Genomic DNA, 20,508 nt, shown 5'->3' with positions numbered 1-20,508 from the left:
GCTTAGGCTTACCTAAGCAGATCGATCGGGGGGACCCCCATGGCTGACGCCGAACGGCCCGCGCGCAAGGGCGGACGCACCCACAGTGGGCGGGTGCTGCGCACCGAGCAGCTCACTCCGCACATGGTCAGGGTGGTCTTCGGGGGCGACGGGCTCGCCGAGTTCGCCGCCGACGAGTACACGGACCACTACATCAAGCTGATCTTCCCGCGCGAGGGCGTCACGTACCCCGAGCCCTTCGACATGGCCCGGGTGCGGGCGGACTTCCCGCGCGAGCAGTGGCCCGTGACCCGGACGTACACCGTGCGGCGCTGGGACGCGGCGGCCCGCGAGCTGACCGTCGACTTCGTCGTGCACGGCGGCGAGGGCCTCGCGGGCCCCTGGGCGGCGGCGGCGAAGCCGGGCGACGTCCTGTACTTCGCCGGTCCCGGCGGCGCCTACCGCCCGGAGCCGGAGGCGAGCAGCCACCTGCTCGCCGGGGACGAGAGCGCGCTGCCCGCGATCGCGGCGGCCGTCGAGAACATGCCCGCCGACGCGAAGGGCGAGGTCTTCATCGAGGTCGCGGACGCCGCGGAGGAGCAGAAGCTCGACGTCCCGGCCGGGGTGAACCTGACCTGGCTGCACCGGGGCGAGCGCCCGCCGGGCGAGGCGCTCGTCGCCGCCGTACGGACCGTGGAGTGCGACCCGGCGACGGTCCAGGTCTTCGTCCACGGCGAGGCCGGCTTCGTCAAGGACCTCCGCCGCCACCTCCGCCTCGACCGCGGCATCACCCGCGACCGCCTCTCCATCTCCGGCTACTGGCGCCTCGGCCACAACGAGGATGGCTGGCAGGCCAGCAAGCGCGACTGGAACGCCCGCATCGAGGCCGAACAAGAAGGCGCCGACGCGGCCTGAGAGACACGGGCCCACTCCCCGAGGCCCGCAGGGCCGAGCAGGTCGGCAGAGCCGAAGGGAGCGCGACGGTGTCGAGGCGCCCGTCGCGCGCAGGCCGTGAGGAACGAGCGGCCGAGCACGTCGGGAGACTCGACACCGGCTTAAGCGCTCCCGGAGGCGAAGCCGACCATCGCAAGAAGCCGGCTGGCAGGCCAGCAAGCGCGACTGGAACGCCCGCATCGAGGCCGAACAGGAAGGCGCCGACGCGGCCTGAGCGCTTCCCCGGTTCTCGCGACGAGCCACCACCAGGGCCCGCACCGCGCGAGGAACCCGCGGCGTCCCCGTACGCTGGCCTCGTGCCGCGCCGTCCCCCTCCCCCTTCGCCCCTCCCCCAGCGGGACGGCATCGACGCCATCCGTCTGCGCGTGCCCGACACCCACGAGGGCACCCTGCGCGCGTACCTGCGCGCCCGGCTCCCCGTGCCTCCCGCCGTCATCGACGCCATGCTCGGGACCGGCGAGTTCGTCGACGCGAGCGGTCGCCCCGCCCACGGCGAGGAGCGCGGCCCCGGCGCCACCTACTGGTTCCACCGCACCCGCGCTCCCGAGCCCGCCGTCCCCTTTCCGCTCCGCGTCGTGCACCGGGACGACCACCTCCTGGTCGTCGACAAACCGCACTTCCTCGCCACCACCCCGCGCGGCAGCCACATCACCGAGACCGCCCTCGCCCGCCTGCGCCGCGACCTCGCCCTGCCCGCGCTGAGCCCCGCGCACCGCCTCGACCGCCTCACCGCGGGACTCGTCCTCTTCGTCGTCCGGCCCCGGGACCGCGGCGCGTATCAGTCGCTCTTCGCGCGCAAGGAGGTGCGCAAGGAGTACGAGGCGGTCGCCGCCCACGCGCCCGCGCTGCGCCTGCCCCGCACGGTCCGCAGCCACCTCGTCAAGGAGCGCGGCGAGATGGCGGCACGCGAGGTGCCCGGCGCCGAGCCGAACAGCGAGACCCGCGTCGAACTGCTCGGCGTGCGCACCGCCCCCGCTCTCGCCGGCACTCCCCCGCTCCTCGCCCGCTACCGGCTGCTCCCCCGCACCGGGCGCACCCACCAGCTACGGGCCCACATGAACGGCCTCGGCCTGCCCCTCCTCGGTGACCCGCTCTACCCGTACGTCACGGACCCGGACCCGACCGACTACCGCCGCCCGCTCCAACTCCTCGCCAGAGCGATGGAGTTCACGGACCCGCTGAGCGGTGAGCTGCGCCGCTTCACGAGCGGGCGCACGCTCACCGCCTGGCAGGACCCGCTGCGCTGGGCCCGCCCCGCGCGCGGCTGAGGCAGCGTCAGCGCCGCAGCCAGGCCCGCAGCGGACGGCGCGGCCCCGGGAACGGGCCCCCGGCCTCCGCGCCCGCGCCACCTGCCGCCGCTTCCGCCGGGGCGGGACCGTCCTGCCCGGCCCGCGCTGCGTCCTCGCGCCGCATCCTGGCCGCCCGCCACTCCCCGGCCTCCCGCTCGGCCTCGAGAATCCTCTCCGGGATCTCGACGGGCATCAGGTCGTGCTCCTCGTCGGGTGGCGGGAAGAGGCCCACGCCCTTGGGGAGCGGCAGCCCGAAGGTGCCGATGCTCTCCTCGTCGCGCTGGGAGCGCGGTTCGAAGCGGACCGGGAGCTCGACGAGGTGGCGGCTGAGCAGCGAGCCCGACCAGCGCAGTTGCGAGGAGGGCACGGCGAGGCGCATGTCGGGGAGCCAGGCGAGCAGGTCGTCCAGGGCGAGCTGGCACAGCTGCCGGCCGAGGTACTGCCCCGGGCAAGCGTGCGGGCCGCGGCCGAAGGCGAGGTGGGAGCGGTTGTCCCGTACCGGCGCCTCCAGCGCGGGACGCACGCGCGTGTCCACGTTCCCCGCCGCGTAGCCGAGCATGACGGCGTCGCCCTTCCTGATGAGCCGCCCGCCGACCTCCACGTCCCGGAGCGCGTAGCGGCCGAGCATGGCGCTGAAGGGCGGTTCGTCCCACAGGGCCTGCTCGATCGCCTCGTAGATGTTGAGCCGCCCGGCGCCGACCCGGCCGCGCACCTCCATCTGGACCAGCAGGATGCGCATCGCGTTGGCGAGGAGGTTCGCCGTGGTCTCGTACGCGGCGATGAGGACGATCCGCAGGTGCTCGGAGACCTCGCGCGCGCTCATCCCGGCCCGGTGAGCGAGGAGTTGCGAGGCGAAGTCGTCTCCGGGCTCCACGCGCGCCCGCTCGACCTCGGCGCGGAAGAGCTTCATGAGGTGCTCGTTGCTCGCGTTGGCGGTCTCGGTGCCCTTGATGAGGTCGCGGGCCGCTTCGAGGAAGCGGTCGTCGTACAGGTGCGACATGCCGAAGAGACCGAGCAGGACGATCATCGGGAGGCGCTCGCAGTAGTCCTCGGTGAGGTCGCAGAAGCCCTCCTCGCACAGGTCGTTGAGGAGGGCGTACGTGCCCCGCTGCACGAGCCTGCGCAGTTCGCGCAGGTCGGTGACGCGGAGGTTCTCCTCCAGCGGCTCCCGCAGCCGCTCGTGCTCCTCGCCCTCGACGAAGGCGCAGACGGGCTGCCACATGAAGATGGGCGCCATGGGGTGGTCGGGGCCGACGGTGCCGTCCTGGAGCAGGCGCCACTCGCGGCCGTCCGTGGTGAACAGCTCCGGGTGCGCGCACACGAAACGGTTCTCCTCGTGGCCGAGGACGAGCCAGGCGGGCACGTCCCGGGGCAGCAGCACGGGGGCGACCTCGCCGTACTCCAGCCGCAGCGTGTCGTAGAGCCCCTGCTGGTCGCGCTCGGCGTCCGGGCCGTTGAGTCTGCGGGCCCGGCCCGGGCCGATGTTGGGGTTGTCCACCTCCGTCGCCGGGTCGCGCCCCTCGGGGGCGGGCACGCCGGAGTAGTCGGGGCGCGGACGGGCCCGCGCGGCGGGGGTGGCGGAGCCGGCGGGTGCGTGGGCCGGGCAGCCGGGCGGCGGGACGGCGCCCTCGGACGGGACGGATGTGGTCACGGGAACTCCGGGAGAAGGGGACCGGGGGTGTACGCGTGCGGGGCACGGGGACGTGCCGGACGCCGGTCAGGACGGATGCCGGGGCGTGCGCCTGCCGGGCGTGCGAAGGGCTCGGCGTGCGGGTGCCGGGCGGGCGTGGGGACGGTGCGCGGGGGCCGGCTCAGGCCCGCGGGCCCCGCCTCTCCGCGATCGCGCCCAGGTAGCGGACGAGCGTGAGCAGGACGTCCCGGCTGGAGGCGCGCTCGCGGGCGTCGCACTCCACGATCGGGACCTCGGCGGGCAGGTCGAGCGCGGCGCGCAGCGTCTCCGCCGGGTAACGGGGCGACTTCGGGAAGCGGTTGACGGCGACGACGTACGGCACGCCCTGTTCCTCCAGCCGCCCCATGACCTCGAAGCTCGTCTCCAGGCGGCGGGTGTCGACGAGCACCACCCCGCCGAGCGCCCCTTCGAAGAGGCCGTTCCACAGGAACCAGAAGCGTTCCTGGCCGGGGGTGCCGAAGAGATAGAGCACGAGTTCGTCGTTGATGCGGATGCGGCCGAAGTCCATCGCCACCGTCGTCGCGGTCTTCGCGCGGGTGCGGAAGAGGCTGTCGACCCCGATGCTCGCCTTGGACATCGTCTCCTCGGTGGTGAGCGGCCTGATCTCGCTCACCGAGCCGACCATCGTCGTCTTGCCGACGCCGAAGCCGCCGACGACGACGAGCTTCACACCGGCCGTGACGGTGTCGGGGAGCAGGTCCTCGGTCCGGGGGCCGGGGAGGAGGTCAGAGTCGTTGAAGTCCATGCATCACCGCTTCGAGGAGGGAACGGTCGGCTGTGTCGTGCGACGGCCGTACCGGGCGCAGGACCCGTACGAGCCCTTCGGCGTGGAGCCCGGCCAGGAGCGCGGCCACGACGCTGAACGGGAGCCGCAGATAGGCCGAGAGCTCGGCGGCCGAGAGCGAGGTCCGGCACAGGCCCAGGACCGCGGCGGCCTCCGGCTGGAGCCCGGCGGCGGGCACGACGACGGTCTGGACGAGCGAGACGAGGTCGATCCCCTCGCCGCCGCCCCGGCCCCCGGTGAGCGCGTAGAAGCGCCCCGGTTCCCCCGGCCCGCCGGCCGTGCGGGGGCCTTCCCCCGCCACGGCCTCCTGCCGCGGGCCGCCGTCCACCGCACCGTCCCGCTCCCCCGCCGTGCCGCCCTGGTGCGGGCTCCCCCGCGTGGTGCCGCCCGGTGCCGGGCTCTCCTGCGTGCTGCGGCGCCTGCGCCGGGAAGGGATGGTCATCGGAGGACGGCGCCCGTCCGGCGCGGCGGGCTCGTCAGGTGCGGGCCGAGGCGTCGGGCGAGTTCGCGCATCCGGTGGCCGACGACTCCGGCCTCGGTGCGCGCGTCGGCGAGGACCGCGAGGTACGCGCCGGTACCGGCCGCCATGAGGTAGAAGTAGCCCTCGTCCACCTCGATGACGACCATCTGCATCCGGCCCTTGGAGCCGGGGAGTTCCTGGCCCACGGCCGCGGCGAGGCTCTGGAGCCCGGCGCAGGCGGCGGCGACGCGGTCGGCGGCGTCCTGCTCCCCGCCGTACCGGGCGATCTGGAGCCCGTCGGCCGAGAGCACCACGATCTGGTGGATCCCGCTCACCGTGTCGTCCAGTTCCTTGAGCAGTTGATCGAACTGCGTCATCAGTACTCGTCCCCCTCTTCGTTGTCGTCGTACTGGCTGTCGGCGGGCTTCTTCCCTGGCTCGCCGTCTCCCTCGGGCAGGCCCCCGCCCTTGGCCGCCGCGAAGAAGGCGGCCATCGCGATACCGGGCTCGGGCTGCTCCCGGTCGTCCTCGTGCTCCGCCTCGCGGCCCGTCCCGGACGGCGCCTGGCGGTCCCGCACGGGGCCGTTCCAGGTCTCGGCTGCCGCCGCGCGCATGTTGATCTCCGTCTGCTCCGCGATGCTCGCCTGCTCCGCGAGGTACTCCTCCTCGGTGGCGTACTGGGCGAAGCCGACGCCCGGGTGGTAGGGCATCGTGCGGCGGCGCTGCGGCAGGCCCTCCGGGGTGCGCTCGGTGTAGACCGGCGCCTCGGGCGGTGTCGTGGGCGGGATCGCCTCGCCGTCCTCGTTCCGCTCCGGCGGTCCCGCGTACTTGCTGTAGGGGATGTGCTCCCGGCGCGGGAGCGGCACGATCGGCTCGTCGTTCTCGTCGAAGCGGGGCACCGCCTCGGCACCGATGCCGTGCGCGAGCAGGCGCTTGCGCTTGAGGGCGGGGTAGTCGATGTCGATGCCCTCGATCAGGTGCTCGGGCACGAAGAGGATGGCGCGCAGGCCGCCGTAGGCCGAGGGGCGGACCTCCAGGTTCATCTCGTAGCTGAGGCACAGCCGCCCCAGGACGAAGTAGCCGATGCCGGTCTCGTAGCGGTACTGGCCGATGTCCCGGTTGGTCTTGGCGTAGCGGTAGATGTTCTTGAAGCGGGACATGATCTTGTCGATCATGTCGGTGCTGCCGCCCTGGTCCTCGACCGAGATGGCGATGCCCTTCTCGACGCGCATCGCGCTGACGAAGACCTTGGAGCTGGGCGCGGAGTACTTGCAGCCGTTGTCCATGAGTTCGGCGACGGCCTGGAGGACGCCCTCCGTCTCGGTGCCCTTGAGGTCGATGTCGGGGATGTCCATGATGTGGATGCGCGGGAACTCCAGGATGCGCCCCTGCGCACCCCGCAGCGTGCTGAGCAGCGACACGGGTCCGGGCCAGCGACGGCTGGGGCGCCCGCCGCCGAGGGTGGCGAGGTCGTCCGCCCAGCGGATCATCATCGAGCAGGCGTGGTCGACGCGGAGCAGGTCGTCGAAGAACTCGGGGGCGCGGCCGTGGCGTTCCTCCATCTCGCGCAGTTCCTCGGACATGGAGTGGGCGACGGCCTGGAGCCTGCGCGTGATGTTGATGTAGTGCCACACGGTGGAGTGACGGATGTTCTCCATCTCGTGCAGGGAGCCGATGATCGAGCTGATGAGGTGGAGTTCCGGGTCCGTGAAGTCCTGGCGCCACTTGGGGTACTCGCGGATCAGCTCTTCCATGCGCTGGTCCATGATGCCGCCGCAGGCGAGTTCGTGGATGCGGGGCAGGACGGCGTCGGTGAGGTGGTAGAGGCGCTCGTCGTTCGTGTCCACGAGGTCCTGGACCTCGGTGAGGCGGCGGCGTAAGGCGCGGTACTCGGTGGCCCGGGCCCGCTGGGCGCGGATCACCTCGGCGGTGAGGGCGAGCGCGAGCGCGAGGGCGACCACTCCGCCGACGAGGGCCGTGATCCTGGCGGTCCCGGTCAGGAGCCGGCCGGCCACCGCGGTGGCCGCCAGGAGCGGGACGCCGGTCAGCAGCATCCTCGGCACAGGCTCCAGCCGGGGGGCGGGAGACGAAGCCGGGGGTGAGGCGGGAGATGAAGCGGGGGGTGAGGCAGGAGGCGAAGCGGGGGGTGAAGCGACACTCACCATGGAGGCCCTCGATCGAGCGCGATGGACGGACAGGACGGCGCGATCCGGTCCGGGGCGCGGGCATGCCCGAAGGACACGACCGGGGGACCGGGGCGCTTCGTCGGCGAGCCTAATGCGCCTCGGCGCGCCGGATGTCATATTCCGCGAGCAAGCCCACCGCGCACCGCGCGCGACCTAGAATCGAGCCCATTTATACGCCACCCGAGGCGGCGAAAGCGGCTTGTCCCACCTCGGGAGCCGGGCATCACCGCAGGTCACAGGCACCGCGTTCACCCTTCCGGCTCCGTCGGCGCACATATGCGCTAATACTTTTTCGCACAAAAGGAGGCGGGTCCCTTTCCCTCGCGAGGAAAAGGGACCCGCCTCCTTCCTTTCGGGATCAATTCCGATCAGTAACGACTGAAATTGATCGCCACGTCTCCTCAGCTCACCGAGGTGTACGCCACCACTCCGCGCAGGATCTCGTCCACCGCCCGCCGGGCCGCCTTCGGCACCGTGCTCCCCTGACCGGGCGCCGCGGCGGCGATCTGGCCCAGGACATCGATGATCTGCTTGGTCCAGCGCACGAAGTCCCCGGCAGGCATGTCCGCCTCGCGCAGCACCTCGTCGAGCCCCTTGCCCGAGGCCCACTCATAGGCGGCCCAGGCGAAGCCGAGGTCCGGCTCGCGCTGGCCGACGCCCTCGGTCCGGCTGATCCCGAAGTCCTCCTCGACCGCGTCGAGCCTGCCCCAGATCCGCACCATCTCGGTGAGCGCCGAGGTCACCTTGCCCGAGGGCACCTTGGGGGTTGCCGCGTCGTCCCCCGAGCGCGACTCGTAGACGAGCGCGGAGGCGCAGGCGGCCAGCTCGGCCGGGCCGAGCCCCTCCCAGACCCCGGCGCGCAGGCACTCGGCGGCGAGCAGGTCGAGTTCCCCGTAGAGCCGGGCGAGCCGCCTGCCGTGCTCGGTGACCTGTTCGCCGCGCAGGTAGTCGAGTTCGGTCAGGAGCGCGACGATCCGGTCGAAGGTGCGCGCGATGGTGTTCGTGCGGCCCTCGATGCGGCGTTCCAGCTGCTTCGTGTCGCGCAGCAGCCGGTGGTAGCGCTCGGCCCAGCGGGCGTGGTCCTCGCGCTCGGAGCAGCCGTGGCAGGGGTGGGCGCGCAGTTCCGCGCGCAGCCGGTTGATCTCGCGATCGTCCGCGGCCTCGGCGCGGCCCCTGCGGTGCCGCTCGGGGACGAGGTGCCCGGCCTTGGTGCGCAGCGCCGAGGCGAGGTCGCGGCGGGACTGGGGGCTGCGCGCGTTGAAGGACTTCGGCACCCGCATCCGGTCCAGGGCCTCGACGGGCACCGGGAAGTCGACGCTGTTGAGCCGCTTGACCTGCCGCTCGGCGGTGAGCACGAGCGGGCGGGGCCCGTCGAACGCGTCGAAGTCGCGCCCGCGGCGACCGCCGACCGCGCGCCCCGCCGGGACGCCCGGGTCCAGGACGAGGGCGAGCCCGGCGAACTTGCCCGTGGGCACGTGGATGATGTCCCCGGGGCGCAGCTTCTCCAGCGCGGCGGCAGCGGCTGCGCGCCGCTGGTTGACGCCCTCGCGGGCGAGTTCGTTCTCGCGGTCCTTGAGCTGCCTGCGCAGCCGCGAGTACTCCTCGAAGTCCCCGAGGTGGCAGGTCATCGACTCCTTGTAGCCCGCGAGCCCCGCCTCGTTGCGCTGGACGTCGCGGGAGATGCCGACGACGGAGCGGTCGGCCTGGAACTGCGCGAAGGAGGTCTCCAGGAGCTCGCGCGAGCGGTGCCGCCCGAACTGCTGGACCAGGTTGACGGCCATGTTGTACGAGGGCCGGAAGCTGGAGCGCAGCGGATACGTACGGGTGCCCGCCAGGCCCGCGAGGTGCTCGGGGCTCATGGCGCGCTGCCACAGCACGACGGCGTGCCCCTCGACGTCGATGCCGCGCCGACCGGCGCGTCCGGTGAGCTGGGTGTACTCGCCGGGCGTGATGTCGGCGTGCTGCTCGCCGTTCCACTTGACGAGCTTTTCGAGCACGACGGAGCGCGCGGGCATGTTGATCCCGAGCGCGAGGGTCTCGGTCGCGAAGACGGCCTTGACCAGGCCCCGTACGAAGAGTTCCTCGACGACCTCCTTGAAGGTCGGGAGCATCCCGGCGTGGTGCGCGGCGATGCCCCGCTCCAGGCCCTCCAGGAACTCGAAGTAACCGAGGACGTGCAGGTCCTCGGGCGGGATCGAGGCGGTGCGCTCCTCGACGATCTCGCGCACGGCGAGCCGCTCGGACTCGTCGTTGAGGCGCAGCCCGGCGAAGAGGCACTGCTGCACGGCGGCCTCGCAGCCCGCGCGGCTGAAGATGAAGGTGATGGCGGGGAGCAGGCCCTCGGAGTCGAGCCGGTCGATCACCTCGGGGCGGCCCGGGGTCCACGTCCGGCTGCGCTGGCGGCGCTCGCGCTCCCTGTCGGCCTCGCGCCCGCGCCGCTTGCCGCCGTAACCGGTGCGTCCGGCCTCCATGCGGGCCATGCGGAGCAGGTCGGGGTTGACCGCGCGCTTGCGGCCCCCGCCCTCCTCGAAGAGGTCGTACAGCCGGCGCCCGGCGAGGACGTGCTGGAAGAGCGGCACGGGCCGGTGCTCCGAGACGACCACTTCGGTGTCGCCGCGGACGGTGTCGAGCCAGTCGCCGAACTCCTCGGCGTTCGAGACGGTCGCCGAGAGCGAGACGAGCGTGACCGACTCCGGCAGGTGGATGATCACCTCTTCCCAGACGGCGCCCCGGATGCGGTCGGAGAGGTAGTGCACCTCGTCCATGACGACATAGCCGAGCCCGGTGAGCGCCGGGCTGCCCGCGTAGAGCATGTTCCGCAGCACCTCGGTCGTCATGACGACGACGGGGGCGTCCGCGTTGACGCTGTTGTCACCGGTGAGCAGACCGACCTTGTCGGCGCCGTAGCGCTTGCTGAGGTCGCCGAACTTCTGGTTGGAGAGCGCCTTGATGGGCGTGGTGTAGAAGCACTTCTTGCCCTGGCGCAGGGCGAGGTGCACGGCGAACTCGCCGACGATCGTCTTGCCGGAGCCGGTGGGGGCGGCGACGAGTACGCCCTTGCCCGCCTCCAGGGCCTGGCAGGACTCGATCTGGAAGGGGTCGAGCCCGAACTCGTACATCTCGCGGAAGGCACCGAGCGCGGTGGCGGCTTCGGCGGTGCGACGGCGGCTGGCCGCGTACCGCTCGGCCGGGGAGAGGTCCTCTGTCATCGTGCGATCGAGCCTACCGGCCCCTGCCGACAGAACACGATCATAAAAAACGACCTGTCCCGTTGTCGCAGGTCACAGGCGCGCGGCGCGAGCCCCGCACGCGCCGGGCCGCGTCCGCCCCCGGCCCCCGTCCGGCCCCGTCCGCCGCCCGTCCCCGGCCCTTTGGCGCCCCCGCCGGTGCTCAGCCCCCGGTCGCCTTGGGGCGCGGTGCGAGCAGGCGGACGGCGGCGGGGTGGGCCGTCGCCGTGAGCGGGAGGGGGCCGAGCGGCTCGCCGTCCGCGTATCCCGTGAGGCCCGCGGCGTCGAGTGCGACGCGGCCCGCCCGGTAGCGCGTGACGACGGGGTGCGCGAGGTGGGTGCCCCGGTAGACGCGCGGGAAGACCTTCAGGAGCGTCGCGCGGCTGCACGGGCCGACGACCGTGACGTCGAGAAGCCCGTCGTCGAGGCGCGCGTCCGCGCAGATCCGCATGCCCCCGCCGTACGAGGTCCCGTTCCCGACGGCGATGAGCGTCGCCTCGATCTCGCGCACGGGCCCGTCGTCCAGGCGCAGCCGGTACGGGGTGGGCGCGAAGGCGGCGAGTTCGGCGAGGATCGCGAGGTCGTAGCGGAAGCGGCCCAGCGGGAGCCGCATCCGGTTGCCGCGGTCGTTGACACGTGAGTCGAAACCGGTGGCGAGGACGGTGCCGTACCAGCGCCCCGCGACGCGCCCGAGGTCGATGGCGCGGTGCGTGTCCTCGCGCAGCGCCCGCGCGATGACCCCGGCGGCCTCGGCGGCCGCCCGTACCGGCAGGCCCAGCGAGCGCCCGAAGTCGTTGCCGCTGCCGGCCGCGATGACGCCCAGCGGGGTACGGGTGCCCGCGACGGCCGCGAGCGCGAGCGAGAGCAGCCCGTCCCCGCCGACCGCGACGAGCGCGCCCGTCCCCGCGGCGACGGCCTCCTTCGCGCGCGCGGCGGCGTCCTCGGCGTCCGTCCCGACGACCGTACGCACGCGGAAGCCCGCGTCCCGGAGGACGCGGGCCGCGGGCCGCGCTGCCGCGGCACCCCGGCCGCGCCCCGCCGTCGGGTTCACGAAGAGGGTGATGTCGCTGGTCAGAGCGTGACCTCACCGTCCGGTAGGGCTCGCGGGACAGAGCGCGGGCTCAGGTCACGTCGTCATAGCCGTTGACGCGGTCGCGGCCGGGCTGCTCGGGCAGGGAGCGCGGGGAGCCGACGCGCTCGACCTCGCCGATGTCCTCGGGGCTCAGGTCGAGGGGGGCGGCCTCGTCGTCGTCGAGGCCCGCGTACGGATCGTTCTTCGCGCGGCGCCGGTCGTTGAGGAGCGAGAAGATCGTGGCGCCGAAGTAGAGGACCCAGATGGGAGCGGCGAGGGCCAGCATGCTGACCGGGTCGGTGCTGGGGGTCGCCACGGCGGCGAAGACCGTGATGCCCATGATCATCCAGCGCCACCAGCTCAGCATCCGCTTGCCGGTGAGGATGTGCGTCAGGTTGAGCATCACGAGGAGCAGCGGCAGCTCGAACGAGGCGCCGAAGACGAGCACCATGCGGGTGATCAGGTTCAGCAGATCGTCGAGGGGGAGCTGGTTCTCGGTGTTGTCGGGTGTGAAGCCGATCAGCACCTCCGCCATCGTCGGCAGGGTGCGGTACGCCAGGAAGGCCCCGACGAGGAAGAGCGGGACGCCCACGCCGACGAACCCGACGGCGTACTTCTTCTCGTTGCGGTGCAGGCCGGGGGCGATGAAGCCCCACAGCTGGTAGAGCCAGATCGGTGAGGAGCCGATGACCCCGGCCATGATCGAGACCTTGATCGCCAGGCTGAAGGGGCTGAGCAGCCCGTTCATGACGATCCTGGCGCACTCCCCCTTCTCCCTCTGCGCGAGATCGGAGAACGCCTGCTCGCAGCCCACCGAGTGCATGATGGGACGCGTGATGAAGTCGACGATGTCCTGGTAGAAGAACGCGGCCACGATCGTCACGACGACGATCCCCAGGACCCCCTTCGCCAGGCGGTTGCGCAGCTCACGGAGGTGATCCATGAGCGGCATGCGCCCCTCGGGGTCCTTCTCGGCGCGTGTGCGGGCAGACTTCAGCAACCCACGTCCTCATCTCGTGCGTTCGGTGGCGCCGGCCTGCTCCGGCGCCGCGTGGGCGCTCAGCGCTTGGTGGTGTCCGAGGGCTCGGCGACCGGACGGGAGCTGCTCACGTCACCGGGGGCGGCCTGGATGGTACGCGGGACCGCCTGGTCGGCCGGTGGGTCGGCCGGGGCGGCCTCGTCCTGCTTGCCCTCCGACTTCATCGCCTTGGCCTCGCTCTTGAGGATGCGAGCGGACTTGCCGAGCGAACGGGCCATGTCGGGAAGCTTCTTCGCGCCGAACAGCAGCACCACGACGACGAGGATGAGGATGATCTCCGGGGCGCCGATCTTTCCGAACAACATAGGCGTACTACCTTCTCACCGAGGCGGCGGGGACGGGGAGCTGCGAGCGGGAGCTGGACATTCGTCCGGTTTCCGTACGCTCCGCGATCGTAGCGCTCACAGGTGAACACGGGACCATCCCTGTGCGCATTCCCCGGTTCACGACCCGCACCTCGCTCCGGGCCGCGCCAGCAGCGTACCTGGCGGGTCACGGATTATGACAGGTCGCTGCGCCGGTATCGCTCACCTCCGCTGGACCGGCAGGCTGCCCGAGGTCCGGGCGAGCCCGGTCGCCGCGCGCTCCAGGTCCCCGGTCGCCTCGCTGACGCGCTGCGCGGTGCGGGCCACCTGGGCGCCCAGGCGGCGGACCTCGATCCACACGCGCACCCCGAGAACCCCGAGGACAGCGAGTCCGGCGAAGCCGAGGGCGACGGCGATCATGGACCAGGAGAGAGCGGAGGGCGAGGGCATGGGGGCGAACCTAGTTCCTTGGGTGCGGGGAGCCGGGGTCAGAGGGCGGAGTGCAGGCGCAGCGTGCTGACGCCGCCTTCTGTGAGGAGTTCCACAATCCGCTCCCCGGCCGGCTTGCGGACCGGCTCACCGCACTCGGGGCAGGTGAAGGAGTAGAAGGTGGTCTTGGGGCTGCCGCCGATGGCGAGCCGCAGCGCGGCGGCGGAGAGCTCGAAGCTGGCCTTGCACTGGGGGCACGCGGCGCGGTAGAGGCGCCCGTTGGTGTCGCCTGTCGCTTCGAGGATTCCTTCGGCGGACGTCACGGGGCTGTCTCCCTCTCGCGGTCTCGGGCGGGCGTGCGGGGCTTCACAGCTCTTCGCCGTACGCGGCGAGGGCCTGCCGCGCCGCCTCGCGGGCGCTCGCGGCCAGGTCGGCGGGGGCGACGATGCGGCCGTCGGCGCCGAGCCGGAGGGCGAGGCGGCGCAGGGACGCCGGGTCGGGGGTGCGCAGCGTGATGCGCAGTCCGCCGTCGGGGAGTTCCTCGGCCTTGTCGTGCGGGTAGTACTCGGCGACCCAGCGCCCGGCGGGGGTGACCTCGACGGTGACCTCGGGGTCATCGGCGGCGGGCTGCACGAGTCCGGCCGACAGGTCGCGCAGCTCCATCTCCGGTGGCGCGGAGGGCTCGTCGAGGATGCGGATCGCGGCGACGCGGTCGAGGCGGAAGGTGCGCCGGTCCTCGGAGAGGCGGCACCACGCCTCCATGTAGGTGTGGCCGACGGCGAAGAGCCGGATGGGGTCCACCTCGCGCTCGGTCAGCTCGTCGCGCGCGGGCGAGTAGTAGCGCAGCCACAGGCGGCGCCGCTCCGCGATGGCGCGGTCCACCTCGGCGAAGACGCCGCCCTCGGACTCGAAGGTCACCGAGAGCCTGCTGCTCGCGCCCGCGGTGTCCCCCGCGGCGGCCTCCAGCTTGGCGGTCGCGCGCAGGAGCGCCTGCCGGTCGCTCTCGCGCAGGCCGGGCAGCGTCGTGACGGCGCGGGCGGCGACGAGGAGCGCGGTGGCCTCGTCGGCGGCGAGGCGGAGCGGGGCCGCGACGTCGTCGGCGTTGTGCCACCAGATGCGCTCGCCGTCGGTGTCGATGTCGAGGAGGTCACCGCCGCGGAAGCTGGTGCCGCACAGCGGCAGCACGTCGAGGTCGGAGATGAGTTCGTCCTCGGTGATGCCGAAGGCCCGGGCCACGTCGGCGACATAGGCGCCCGGGCGCTCGCGCAGGTACGTGACGAGCGAGAGCATCCGCCGGGTCTGGTCGATGGCGTTGGCCGCCATGTGCCTCCTCCTTCTCGTGGTCGGGGGCGTGGGGGTGGGGGCTTCGCGGGGTACGGGGCGCGGGCGGGCGGCCCGTCCCGGGCGGGGCGGCTCGCTCAGCTCCCGGCCACGGCGCGCAGCCGCTCCAGGACGTCGGCGCGCAACTCGGCCGGTTCCAGGACCACCACGTCGGGGCCGAACTCGGCGAGCCAGGCGTCGAGCCCGTGCCCGTAGGGGATCTCCAGCTCGTCCCAGGCGCCGTCCACGGACCGTACGTTGATGGCCTTGGCCCGCAGCGGGTAGCCGGACCCCGGGCGCAGCCGGATGAAGGCGCTGCGGTCGGCGCTCTCGCCCGCCCAGGCGGCCACGGTCTCGCGGACGGTGACGACCGGGGGGACCTCGCTGGTGAAGGCGCCGCGCGTGGCGCGGACCCTGCCGGTGATCCGGGAGAGGCGGAAGACGCGCTCGGCGCCGCGCTCGCGGTCGTACCCGGCGAGGTACCAGTGGCCGCGCCAGCACTCCAGGGCCCAGGGCTCGACGTGCCGGGACTCGGGGCGCGGAGCGGTGGACTTGCGGTAGTCGAAGACGACGGGGCGGCGGTCGCGGCAGGCGAGCATGAGGGGTTCGAAGGCGGCCTCGTGCACGGGGATGCGCGGTTCGAGCGCGGTGTGGGCGCCGTAGGGGTCGACGTCCTCGGGGAGTCCCGCGGCGCGGAGCTTCTGGAGGGCGCCGCTCGCGGCCCCGGCGAGCCTGGCCTGCTGCCAGACCTTGGCCGCCAGCCCGAGGGCCGCGGCCTCCTCGGCGTCGAGCGTGATGGGCGGCAGGCGGTTGCTGTCGCGGCCCGCGCGGTAGCCGGTCTCGCCGTCGAGTCCCTCGACCGTCTCGATGACGAGCCCGAGTTCGCGCAGATCGTCCTTGTCGCGCTCGAACATGCGGTTGAACGCCTCGTCCGAGGCCGCTTCGAGGTACGCCTCGATGGACTCGCGCAGCTCCCGCTTGCTCAGCGGCCTGCGGGTCCCGAGCAGGCACAGCGCGAGGTTCATGAGCCGCTCGGCCTTGGCGATCGCCATCGACGCCCTTTCTGCTGTTCGTCCGCGTCGACCGTACAGCGCCACGGGCGCGCGGGAAAAGTTCGGGCGCGGGTCCCCGCGCACGCGGCCCCGGTTCCGTACCGAGGGGGTACGGGACCGGGGCCGCGGGGTCCGTGCCCCGGCGCGGCCGGGGCCGGGGGCGCGGACGGCGCTCGGCTCAGACGGAGACGAGGTCGCAGACGAAGATCAGCGTCTCGTTGGGCTTGATCAGGGGGCTCGGTGACTGGCTGCCGTAGGCCAGGTGCGGGGGGATGATCAGCTGGCGGCGGCCGCCGACCTTCATGCCCTGCACACCCTGGTCCCAGCCCGCGATGACGCGGCCGGCGCCGAGCGGGAAGGCGAGCGGAGCGCCGCGGTTCCAGCTGGCGTCGAACTCCTCGCCGGTGGAGAAGGCGACACCCACGTAGTGGACGCGGACGTTGTCCCCGGCCTTCGCCACGGGCCCGTCGCCCTCCCAGATGTCCTTGATCTCCAGCGCCGCCGGGGGCTCGCCACCGGGGAAGTCGACCTCGGGCTTCTCGATGCTCACGTGTGCTCCAGTGTTGGCAGGAGGGCCGCCCCGCCGCAGGCGGCGGGGCGGCCCGTTGTTCGTGGCCCAGTCTGTCACCGGGCGGCGCGGCGGTGTGCGGACGGGGGCCGTACGCACCCGCCGCGCGGGCTCACTTCGCGACGCCGACGATGTCGACGGCGAAGACGAGCGTGGACTTGGCCGGGAGGGTGTCGCCCTGGGCCTGGTCGCCGTAGCCGTCGGCCGGGGGGATCACGAGGAGGACGCGGTCGCCGACGTGCTTGCCGACGAGGCCCTTGTCCCAGCCGGGGATGACGGCGCCGGTGCCGATCGGCGTGACGAAGGGCTCGCCGCGGTTGGCGGAGGTGTCGAAGAGGGTCGCGGGCTTCTTGCCCTCGTTGATCTTCCAGGCGGCGCCGCTGTAGTTCATGATCACGTTGTTGCCGGACTCGATCTTCTCGCCCTTGCCCTGGATGAGCACCTTGCTGGTGAGCTTCTTGGGCGGGTCGTTCTTCGGGATCGTGATGTCGGCCTTGTGGGTCTTGTCGTCGACCTTGATCTGCGGCAGGTCCGAGGGGATCGACGCCTGGGTGCCCTTGACCTCGGTGGTCGGGACGATCTTGTTGATGTCGACGACGAAGACGAGCGTGTCGTCGGCGGCGACCCCGGCCTGCTGGTTGCCCTGGGCGCCGAAGGCGGCCGACGGCGGGGCGACGACGAGGACGCGCTCGCCCTCCTTGTGCCCGGCGAGGGACTGCGCGAAGGCGGGGATGATCCCGGCGGAGCCGGCCTGGATGACCTGGGGCTGGCCGCCCTTCTCGTACGTCGAACCGAACTTCTTCGCGCCCTTCCAGATCTTGCCGGTGAAGTCGAAGGAGACGAACTCGCCCTTCTTCACGGTCTTGCCGTCGCCCGGGCTCTCGGAGTGGACGACGAACTTCTTGCTCGGGTCGCCCTTGGGGATCGTGATCGTGGGCTGCTTGTCCTTGGCGCCGGAGACCGTGGGCATCGGCGAGGCCGAGGAGACCGGCTTGGGCGCCGAGGACTCGGCGGGAGCGGACGCCGAGGGCGAGCTGGACGAATCGGCCTTGTCCTTGCTGTCGTCGTCACCACCGCAGGCGGTGGCGACGAGTGCCAGGGCGGGCACGATGATGAAGGCTGCGAGTCGGCGATGCACAAGATCCCCAGAGTGTTGCGGATACGGTTCCGTCACTCTAGGCCCTTCCACCACGCCGACAGAGAACGCGGCGGCGCTTTTCGGCGCGGTACGGGCACGGGCGGCGCGCGCGGCGGGCCCCCCGCGCTCCTCGGCGGAGAAACGGGCAGCTCAAGGGCGGTGGGACCACCGGCTCCGGGGAACGGAAAAGGCCGGGCACAGCGTGTGCCCGGCCTTTTCACAGGTTTCGGCGCCTCTCCACAGGGAAAAGAAATGCGCCCTGTTTCATAAACCGCCGGTCACATTCCGGCGATCAGCTTCTCCACCCGGTCGTCGACCGACCTGAAGGGGTCCTTGCACAGCACCGTGCGCTGCGCCTGGTCATTGAGCTTGAGGTGCACCCAGTCCACCGTGAAGTCGCGCCGCTGCTCCTGCGCCCGGCGGATGAAATCGCCGCGCAGCCGTGCCCGCGTGGTCTGCGGGGGAACGGATTTGCCCTCGAAGATGCGCAGGTCGTTGCAGACCCGCGCGGCCTGCCCCTTCTTCTCCAGGAGGTAGTACAGCCCCCGGCGGCGGTGGATGTCGTGATAGGCGAGGTCTATCTGCGCGACCCGCGGATTCGACATCGTCATGTTGTGCTTGGCGCGGTACCGCTCGATCAGCTTGTACTTCATGACCCAGTCGATCTCGGTACCGATCCGGTCGAGGTCCTCCGACTCGATCGCGTCGAGGGTGCGGCCCCACAGTTCGAGGACCTGGGCGACGACGCCGGTGTTGATGCCGCGGCGCTCGCAGAAGTCGAGCGCCTTCTCGTAGTACTCACGCTGCACTTCGAGCGCGGAGGCTTCCCTGCCGCTCGCGAGGCGCACCTTGCGGCGGCCCGTGATGTCGTGGCTGACCTCGCGGATCGCCCGGATCGGGTTCTCCAGGGTGAGGTCGCGCATGACCGTACCGGCCTCGATCATGCGCAGCACCAGGTCGGTGGCGCCGACCTTGAGCAGCATGGTGGTCTCGGACATGTTCGAGTCGCCGACGATGACGTGGAGCCTGCGGTAGCGCTCGGCGTCGGCGTGCGGCTCGTCGCGGGTGTTGATGATCGGCCGGGAACGGGTGGTCGCCGAACTGACGCCCTCCCAGATGTGCTCCGCCCGCTGGCTGACGCAGAAGACCGCGCCCCTGGGCGTCTGGAGCACCTTCCCGGCCCCGCACAAGAGCTGCCGGGTGACGAGGAAGGGAATCAGGATGTCGGCGAGCCGGGAGAACTCCCCGTGCCGGGCCACGAGGTAGTTCTCGTGACAGCCGTAGGAGTTGCCCGCTGAGTCGGTGTTGTTCTTGAAGAGATAGACGTCGCCCGCGATTCCCTCCTCGTGCAGGCGGCGTTCCGCGTCGGTGAGCAATCCTTCGAGGATGCGCTCACCGGCCTTGTCGTGGGTCACCAGTTCGGTGATGTTGTCGCATTCGGGAGTGGCGTATTCCGGATGCGAGCCCACGTCCAGGTAGAGCCGGGCGCCGTTGCGCAGGAAGACATTGCTGCTGCGGCCCCATGACACGACACGGCGGAAGAGGTACCGCGCCACCTCGTCCGGAGACAGACGGCGCTGTCCCCGGAACGTGCACGTGACGCCGTACTCGTTCTCCAGCCCGAAAATGCGGCGGTCCATGCTTGAACATTACGCCTCAGGCCACTTTCTGAAACCGGCTCGGGCGTGAGGGTTCGGATCATTTTCCCCGCGCGGCGCCCCCGCCCGACCTGCCTCTCCTTCAGCGCCCGGTCGTTTCCGGCGCGACCGCCGGGCCCGTACCGCCCTCCAGGGCGGGGGCGGTGACGACGAGGACGAGCGCCGCGAGCACCCCGCCGCAGGCCGCCACGGCGAAGCCGGCGCGGACGCCGCCCGCGTCGAGCGCGGGGCCCGCGAGCGCGGCGCCGAGCGCGTTGCCGACGCCGAAGGTCGTCACGAGCCAGGAGAACGCCTCGGTCACGGTGCCGCGCGGGGCGTGCCGGTCCACCGCGACGAAGGCGCAGGCGAGCGAGGGCGCGAGGAAGACCCCGGAGAGCAGGGTGAGGCCGGTCATCGCGTACCGGCCGGGTGTCAGGAGCAGGGGCAGGTAGCCGAGGGCGAGCAGCGCGACGAGCAGGCGCAGGCGGGGCTCGGGGCGCCCGGTCCACTCGCGCGCGCCGTAGGCGATGCCGCCGACGAGGGCGCCCGCGCCGAGCGCGGCCATGATCCACCCGTACGCCGTCTCGCCGCCCGCCCCGTCGGAGTAGGCGAGCGCGGAGACCGTGATGGAGCCGAGCGCGACGCCGACGAAGAGGAAGGCGCCGAGCAGCGCGAGGAGGCCGGGCGAGCGCAGCGCGCCGAGCCAGTGCGCCTCGCGCGCGGCGCCGCGCCAGGCGCGCGAGGGCCGCGAGAGGACGACGGAGAGGGCGCCGAGGACGCCGAGGACGTTGACGACGAGGAGCGCCGCCGTCGTCGAGCGGAGCGCGACCAGCAGCGTGACGAGGAGCGGGCCCGCGGTGAACATCACCTCCTGCGCCACCGCTTCGAGGGCGTACGCGGTGTGGACGTGGTCCGCGCGGCCCAGGACGCTCGGCCACAGCGCGCGCAGCGCCCCTTCCAGGGGCGGGGTGGTGAGCCCGGCGAGGCCCACGAGGAGGTAGGCGAGCGGGCGGGACGTGAGCCCGGCGAGCGCGAACGCGGCCATGGCGAGCGCGGAGAGGCCGGAGGCGGGCAGCAGTACGGCGCGCTGCCCGCGCAGGTCCACGGCCCGTCCGAGGAGCGGCTGCCCGGCGGCGGTCGCGAGCCCGTAGACGGCGGCGAGGGCGCCTGCCAGTGCGTAGCCGCCGCCCTGCTCGCGCACGTGGACGACGATCGCGATGTGCCCGACCGCGTTGGGCAGCCGCCCGAGGAGTGTCGAGGAGAGCAGCCGGCTCGCGTACGGAGCCCGCAACACCCCCAGGTAACCGCTCGCCATCGCCGCCCCACCCTTCAGTTGTACGTATAACGTGCGGGCCCATACGTACCATGTCCTCGCCCCCC

At 72.4% G+C, this 20,508-nt stretch carries 19 protein-coding genes; 2 read left to right on the top strand and 17 right to left on the bottom strand.

Annotated elements, in window-relative coordinates:
* Positions 1-39: 39 nt before the first annotated feature.
* Positions 40-894 (top strand): siderophore-interacting protein, encoded by an 855-nt coding sequence (locus IF99_RS0105615; RefSeq protein ID WP_030995216.1) that lies wholly within the window; start codon positions 40-42, stop codon positions 892-894.
* A gap of 335 nt (positions 895-1,229) precedes the next feature.
* Positions 1,230-2,201 carry a pseudouridine synthase gene (locus IF99_RS0105610; RefSeq protein WP_030995215.1) on the top strand — a complete coding sequence of 324 codons (972 nt, stop codon included), beginning with the start codon at positions 1,230-1,232 and terminating at the stop codon, positions 2,199-2,201.
* A gap of 7 nt (positions 2,202-2,208) precedes the next feature.
* Here the strand turns inward: IF99_RS0105610 and IF99_RS0105605 are convergent, their stop codons facing one another.
* The 17 genes from IF99_RS0105605 to IF99_RS0105525 form a co-directional block, all read right to left on the bottom strand.
* A complete protein-coding gene (locus IF99_RS0105605) occupies positions 2,209-3,873 on the bottom strand; it encodes a cytochrome P450 (protein ID WP_030995214.1) in 1,665 nt (554 codons plus the stop codon).
* Positions 3,874-4,033: 160 nt separating this feature from the next.
* Entirely contained in the window at positions 4,034-4,657 is a 624-nt protein-coding gene (locus IF99_RS0105600; protein WP_030995213.1) for a GTP-binding protein, read from the bottom strand.
* Entirely contained in the window at positions 4,638-5,138 is a 501-nt protein-coding gene (locus IF99_RS0105595) for a DUF742 domain-containing protein (RefSeq protein WP_030995212.1), read from the bottom strand. Before IF99_RS0105595 ends, IF99_RS0105600 begins: the two co-directional genes overlap by 20 nt.
* Complete coding sequence (locus IF99_RS0105590) at positions 5,135-5,533, bottom strand: roadblock/LC7 domain-containing protein (protein ID WP_030995211.1); 399 nt, start codon at positions 5,531-5,533, stop codon at positions 5,135-5,137. The genes IF99_RS0105595 and IF99_RS0105590 overlap by 4 nt, the downstream gene beginning before the upstream one ends.
* Entirely contained in the window at positions 5,533-7,209 is a 1,677-nt protein-coding gene (locus IF99_RS0105585) for an ATP-binding protein (protein ID WP_030995210.1), read from the bottom strand. The genes IF99_RS0105590 and IF99_RS0105585 overlap by 1 nt, the downstream gene beginning before the upstream one ends.
* Before the next feature lie 533 nt (positions 7,210-7,742).
* Positions 7,743-10,550 carry a DEAD/DEAH box helicase gene (locus tag IF99_RS0105580; protein WP_030995209.1) on the bottom strand — a complete coding sequence of 936 codons (2,808 nt, stop codon included), beginning with the start codon at positions 10,548-10,550 and terminating at the stop codon, positions 7,743-7,745.
* 181 nt (positions 10,551-10,731) lie between these two features.
* Positions 10,732-11,643, bottom strand: coding sequence for a diacylglycerol kinase (locus tag IF99_RS0105575; RefSeq protein ID WP_030995208.1), 912 nt, complete (start codon positions 11,641-11,643; stop codon positions 10,732-10,734).
* Between the two features lie 46 nt (positions 11,644-11,689).
* The gene (gene tatC, locus IF99_RS0105570) at positions 11,690-12,640 is read right to left on the bottom strand and encodes a twin-arginine translocase subunit TatC (RefSeq protein WP_030995207.1); all 951 of its coding nucleotides are present in this window, start codon (positions 12,638-12,640) and stop codon (positions 11,690-11,692) included.
* Positions 12,641-12,699: 59 nt separating this feature from the next.
* Positions 12,700-12,981: a Sec-independent protein translocase subunit TatA gene (gene tatA / locus IF99_RS0105565; protein ID WP_030995206.1), complete on the bottom strand. Its 282-nt coding sequence runs from the start codon at positions 12,979-12,981 to the stop codon at positions 12,700-12,702.
* Positions 12,982-13,206: 225 nt separating this feature from the next.
* Positions 13,207-13,434, bottom strand: a complete 228-nt coding sequence (locus IF99_RS0105560) for a hypothetical protein (protein WP_030995205.1) — start codon at positions 13,432-13,434, stop codon at positions 13,207-13,209.
* A gap of 38 nt (positions 13,435-13,472) precedes the next feature.
* Complete coding sequence (locus tag IF99_RS0105555; RefSeq protein WP_037826481.1) at positions 13,473-13,736, bottom strand: hypothetical protein; 264 nt, start codon at positions 13,734-13,736, stop codon at positions 13,473-13,475.
* A 43-nt stretch (positions 13,737-13,779) separates the two neighbouring features.
* On the bottom strand, positions 13,780-14,736 hold the full coding sequence (locus IF99_RS0105550; protein ID WP_030995203.1) for a helix-turn-helix transcriptional regulator: 957 nt from the start codon (positions 14,734-14,736) through the stop codon (positions 13,780-13,782).
* A 95-nt stretch (positions 14,737-14,831) separates the two neighbouring features.
* Entirely contained in the window at positions 14,832-15,785 is a 954-nt protein-coding gene (locus tag IF99_RS0105545) for a helix-turn-helix transcriptional regulator (protein WP_030995202.1), read from the bottom strand.
* A 178-nt stretch (positions 15,786-15,963) separates the two neighbouring features.
* Positions 15,964-16,335 (bottom strand): FKBP-type peptidyl-prolyl cis-trans isomerase, encoded by a 372-nt coding sequence (locus IF99_RS0105540; RefSeq protein WP_030995201.1) that lies wholly within the window; start codon positions 16,333-16,335, stop codon positions 15,964-15,966.
* A 130-nt stretch (positions 16,336-16,465) separates the two neighbouring features.
* Positions 16,466-17,491, bottom strand: a complete 1,026-nt coding sequence (locus tag IF99_RS0105535; RefSeq protein WP_030995200.1) for an FKBP-type peptidyl-prolyl cis-trans isomerase — start codon at positions 17,489-17,491, stop codon at positions 16,466-16,468.
* Positions 17,492-17,769: 278 nt separating this feature from the next.
* Positions 17,770-19,131 carry a Pup--protein ligase gene (pafA, locus tag IF99_RS0105530; protein WP_030995198.1) on the bottom strand — a complete coding sequence of 454 codons (1,362 nt, stop codon included), beginning with the start codon at positions 19,129-19,131 and terminating at the stop codon, positions 17,770-17,772.
* 100 nt (positions 19,132-19,231) lie between these two features.
* Positions 19,232-20,443: an MFS transporter gene (locus IF99_RS0105525; RefSeq protein WP_030995197.1), complete on the bottom strand. Its 1,212-nt coding sequence runs from the start codon at positions 20,441-20,443 to the stop codon at positions 19,232-19,234.
* Positions 20,444-20,508: the final 65 nt, after the last annotated feature.

It is taken from the genome of Streptomyces sp. NRRL F-5630, assembly GCF_000719475.1.
Lineage (GTDB): Bacteria > Actinomycetota > Actinomycetes > Streptomycetales > Streptomycetaceae > Streptomyces.
The sequence above is the reverse complement of the archived record's forward strand: the minus strand, read 5'-3'. Positions and strand labels throughout refer to the sequence as shown.